We start from the raw sequence: 4,530 nt of genomic DNA, 5'->3' as shown, positions 1-4,530 counted from the left end.
CCGCGCTCGCCGCGCGGCTTCTGGCGGCGCGCCGGCTCGGCCTGCGGGTCGGCGCCGCGGACCATCTCGTCAGCGAGGCGCTCTATCTCGACGATCCGGACGGCAACGGCGTCGAGATCTATCGCGACCGCCCGCGCGAGGCCTGGCCCGCCACCGAGGACGGCACCATCGCCATGGAGACGCTGCCGCTCAACCTCGCGGCGCTCGCCGGCGAGGCGGCGGAAGGGGGCGGCCCGGCCCCGGCCGGAACCGACATGGGGCACGTGCACCTCAAGGTGTCCGACCTCGACGCCGCCCGCCACTTCTGGGTGGACCTCGTCGGCTTCCGCGTGATGGCTGCCTATCCCGGCGCCCTGTTCGTGAGCGCGGGCGGCTATCACCATCACCTCGGTTTCAATGTCTGGCACTCGGCCGGCGGCGCGGCGCCGCCCCAGGGTTCGACCGGGCTCGATCATTTCGAGGTGCGCCTGCCGGGCGACGGCATCGCCGCGCTTGAAGGGCGCCTCGCCGCCGCCGGCTGGCCGTTCGCGCGGCAGGACGGCGGCATCGTCACCGCCGATCCCTCGGGCAACGCGGTGACGTTCCAGCCGGCGGGGGGAACCGCCTGAGCGGGGGTGCGGCCGCGCCGTTCGCAACGGGGCAAATCACACTAGGGTGCGCTTCGAGGAGGCGGTCCGCCGGGCCCCTCCCAAGAACAGGGGCGCGGCTGGCGCCCTGGAGGCGGCACCCATGATGTCCATCCCCTTTTCGGGGTCTTCCTCGCCTTCGTCGCGACTTTGGCGGGATCGCGGACCCTCGCGCTTGCCTTGTGGTTCGTGTCCATGGCGGCGATGCTCGTGCTGTTCAAGCTGCACGCCACCGACCCCCTCAACATCGCGCTGTGAGGGGACCATGAGCCCGGACCTCTCCCGCACCCTCAACGCCCTCGGCCTCGCGGCGGTGTGCGTCGTGCTGATCGTCGCCTTCGCCGACCAGCTTTTGTTCGGCGACCTGCCGTGCCCGCTGTGCATCCTCCAGCGGGCCGGCTTCCTCGGCGTCGCCGCGGGCCTCGCGCTGAACGTGAAGTTCGGCCCGCGCCCGTCGCATTATGCGGTGATGCTGATCTCGTCGCTGGCCGGGGCGGCGGTGTCGCTGCGCCAGACGCTGCTGCACATCGTGCCAGGCGAGGGCGCCTATGGCGACGCCTTCTTCGGCCTGCACTTCTATGCCTGGGCGTTCATCGTCTTCATGGTCTGCGTCGCCGGCACCGCGGCGATGCTGCTGTTCGACCGCCAGTTCGCGGACGGGCTGCGTCCGCCGGCGCGGATCGGCGCGCTGGGCGGCATCATGGTGGCGCTCGGCCTGCTTCTGGCCTTCGCCAACGGCGCCTCCACCGTGCTGGAATGCGGCGGCGGCCTGTGCCCCGACAATCCCACCAGCTACCTGCTGCTGCAGGACGGCGCCATCGGCGCGCCGCTGCGCCAGCTCTTCGGCCAGTGATGCGCCCCCATCAAGGTTGCTGATCGAGCCCCAACGAGAATGCATTTCAGGACCGCGGCGAAAGCGGCTAGATGAGCCCCAAGGCCGGATCAGCGATCCGGCCAACCGCTTTGACGGCCGGATCAGCGATCCGGCCAAACCGCCTTGACGGCCGGATCCACGATCCGGTCCGGGTGTCTTGAGAGCCGGATCGCGATCCGGCGCCCCGCCGCCGCGCGCGAGCGGTCCGCATCGCGCTGGCGTGTCGGACCGTGGCCGCCCCTTCCTCGCCCGCCCCGCAACGCCTTCGGAAGAGGTCATGTCCGCACCCCGCTCGACCGGTCCGCTCGGCGCCGTCTTCAACGCGCCCTATCTGCTGCTGGTGCTGGTGGCGATGCTCTGGGCGGTGAACATGGTGCTCGGGCGCTATATCGTCGGGCACGTGCCGCCGCTCACCCTCGCCTTCGTGCGCTGGACCGGCGCGACGCTGATCCTGCTGCCGTTCGCCTGGTCGCAGCTCATGCGCGACTGGCCGCTGGTGCGCACGCACTTCCCGAGCCTGCTGCTGCTCTCGGCCACCGGCATCTCCTGCTACAACTCCATGACCTATTACGGGTTGCAGTACACGGAGGCGGTGAACGGGCTCCTGGTCCAGTCCACCACGCCGCTGATCGTCGCCGTATGGACCTTCCTGCTGTTCCGCGACCGCCTCTCGCTCGGCCAGACGGCGGGCATCGGCGTGTCGCTGGTGGGGGTGATGTTCATCATCAGCCGCGGTGACCTCGACACGCTTGTGCACCTCAAGCCCAACGTGGGCGACCTGTGGCTGCTTCTCGCCATCGCCATCTACGGCTTCTACGCCGCCATGCTGCGCAAGCGGCCGCCCATGGGATCGCTGTCGTTCCTTTTGGTGATCATGGCGATGGGCGCGGTGATCCTGATCCCCACGGTGCTGTGGGAGATGCACCTCGGCAAGTACCTGAAGTTCGATACCCTGACCTACTCCGCCATGGCCTATGTGGCGGTGGGGCCCTCGCTTATCGCCTACATGTTCTTCAACCGGGCGGTGGAAATGGTGGGCGCGAACCGGGCGGCGCCGTTCATCCACCTGTTGCCGGTGTTCGGCACCGCGCTCGCCATCGTGTTCCTGGGCGAGCGGCTCGCCTGGTACCATCTCGTGGGCTATGTGCTGGTGATCGGCGGCATCGGGCTTGCCACCGTCTCCGGCCGCAAGGGCATCCCCGGAAAGTCCGCCGCCGAGGAGCCCCCGCCCCCGGGGTGACCGGCGGCGGCTATCGCCGCCGGCTGCCGGAGCGCCGGTCTCAGAAGCCCAACGCCTTGGCCTGCTTCACGTGCGGCAAGGCGAGCACCTTGCCGAGCACGTCGGCGGGCACCTTGCCGTCCACCGCCACCAGCGCGATGGCATCGCCCCCCGCATGGTCGCGGCCGAGGGCGAAGGTGGCGATGTTCACGCCGGCATCGCCCAGGAGCCCCGCGAAGCGGCCGATGAAGCCGGGCTTGTCCTCGTTGGTGACGTAGATCATGGCCGGGGCGAACTCGGCGTCCACCTTGATGCCCTTGATGTTGACGATGCGCGGATGGCCGTCGGCGAACACCGTGCCGGAGACCGAGCGCTCATACTTGTCCGTCACCACCGCGAGGGTGATCAGGCTGTCATAGTCGCCGGTGGCGGCGCGGGTCATCTCCTCGATGACGATGCCGCGCTCCTTGGCGACCGAGGGGGCGGACACCACGTTGACGTCCGGCAGCGCCGGACGCAGCAGGCCGGCCACCGCCGCCGAGGTGAGCGCCTTCACCTTGAGATCGGCGACCGCGCCCTCATAGGTGATGCGCACGGTCTTGATGTCGGTGTCGGTGAGCTGGCCGGCGAACGAGCCGAGCTTCTCGGCCAGCTCGATGAACGGCTTCAGCTTCGGCGCCTCCTCGGCGGTGATGGAGGGGAAGTTCACCGCGTTGGAGATGGCGCCGGAGAGCAGGTAGTCGCTCATCTGCTCGGCCACCTGGAGGGCGACATTCTCCTGCGCCTCGGTGGTGGCGGCGCCGAGGTGCGGGGTGCACACCACGTTGGCGCGGCCGAACAGCGGGTTGGTCTCGGCGGGCTCGATCGTGAACACGTCGAAGGCGGCGCCGGCCACGTGCTTGGCGTCCAGCGCGGCGGCGAGCGCCGCCTCGTCGACGAGGCCGCCGCGGGCGCAATTGATGATGCGCACGCCCTTCTTGGTCTTGGCCAGGTTCTCGGCCGAGAGGATGTTCTTGGTCTTCTCGGTGAGCGGCGTGTGCAGGGTGATGAAGTCGGCGCGGGCGAGCAGGTCGTCCAGCTCCACCTTCTCGACGCCGAGATCGAGCGCGCGCTCAGGGGAGAGGAAGGGATCGAAGGCGATGACCTTCATCTTCAGCCCCACGCCGCGCTCGGCGACGATGGAGCCGATATTGCCGCAGCCGATGATGCCGAGGGTCTTGCCGGTGACCTCGACGCCCATGAAGCGGTTCTTCTCCCACTTGCCGGCCTGGGTGGAGACGTCCGCCGCCGGGATCTCGCGGGCGAGCGCGAACATCATGGCGATGGCGTGCTCGGCGGTGGTGATGGAATTGCCGAACGGCGTGTTCATCACGATCACGCCCTTGGCGGTGGCGGCCGGGAGGTCGACATTGTCGACGCCGATGCCGGCGCGGCCGATCACCTTGAGGCGGCTGGCCTTCTCCAGGATCTTCGGCGTCACCTTGGTGGCCGAGCGGATGGCCAGGCCGTCATAATTGCCGATGATCTCGGCGAGCTTGTCCTTGTCCTTGCCGAGGTCGGGCTGGAAATCCACCTCGACGCCGCGATCCTTGAAGATCTGGATGGCGGCGGGGGAGAGCTTGTCGGAGATGAGAACGCGGGGTGCCATTGGGGGCTCCGGGAATTGTGTGTGTGTGTGTGGGTTGGGTGCCGGGCTGCGCGCCATTGCTGCGCTTCACCGGCATGAACCCTCTCCCGCTTGCGGGGGGAGGGCAGGGAGAGGGGCCGGGGGGCGAGGGGGGGTTTTCGCGGCGTTCGGGGCCGGGGCACCG

Annotated in this window: 5 protein-coding genes; 4 read left to right on the top strand and 1 reads right to left on the bottom strand. The window is 69.3% G+C overall.

Annotation, left to right across the window (positions count from 1 at the left end; genetic code table 11):
* From AC2W7M_RS20330 to AC2W7M_RS20315, 4 genes are all read left to right on the top strand, one after another.
* Positions 1-608: VOC family protein (locus AC2W7M_RS20330; RefSeq protein ID WP_486134442.1), on the top strand; the 608-nt coding region annotated here is incomplete at its 5' end.
* A gap of 168 nt (positions 609-776) precedes the next feature.
* A complete protein-coding gene (locus AC2W7M_RS20325; protein ID WP_486134440.1) occupies positions 777-884 on the top strand; it encodes a DUF5993 family protein in 108 nt (35 codons plus the stop codon).
* Positions 885-891: 7 nt separating this feature from the next.
* Positions 892-1,479 carry a disulfide bond formation protein B gene (locus AC2W7M_RS20320; protein ID WP_486134438.1) on the top strand — a complete coding sequence of 196 codons (588 nt, stop codon included), beginning with the start codon at positions 892-894 and terminating at the stop codon, positions 1,477-1,479.
* A 298-nt stretch (positions 1,480-1,777) separates the two neighbouring features.
* Positions 1,778-2,740 carry a DMT family transporter gene (locus AC2W7M_RS20315; RefSeq protein ID WP_486134436.1) on the top strand — a complete coding sequence of 321 codons (963 nt, stop codon included), beginning with the start codon at positions 1,778-1,780 and terminating at the stop codon, positions 2,738-2,740.
* A 40-nt stretch (positions 2,741-2,780) separates the two neighbouring features.
* Here AC2W7M_RS20315 and serA read toward each other — a convergent pair whose 3' ends face one another.
* Entirely contained in the window at positions 2,781-4,367 is a 1,587-nt protein-coding gene (gene serA, locus AC2W7M_RS20310) for a phosphoglycerate dehydrogenase (protein ID WP_486134434.1), read from the bottom strand.
* Positions 4,368-4,530: the final 163 nt, after the last annotated feature.

The organism is Xanthobacter sp. BG11Y11_SDJG (assembly GCF_057364445.1).
The sequence above is the reverse complement of the archived record's forward strand: the minus strand, read 5'-3'. Positions and strand labels throughout refer to the sequence as shown.

Coding starts and splice junctions, on each gene's coding strand:
- AC2W7M_RS20320 (WP_486134438.1), top strand. CDS start 892: ATGAGCCCGGACCTCTCCCGCACCCTCAACGCCCTCGGCCTCGCGGCG.
- AC2W7M_RS20315 (WP_486134436.1), top strand. CDS start 1,778: ATGTCCGCACCCCGCTCGACCGGTCCGCTCGGCGCCGTCTTCAACGCG.
- serA (WP_486134434.1), bottom strand. CDS start 4,367: ATGGCACCCCGCGTTCTCATCTCCGACAAGCTCTCCCCCGCCGCCATC.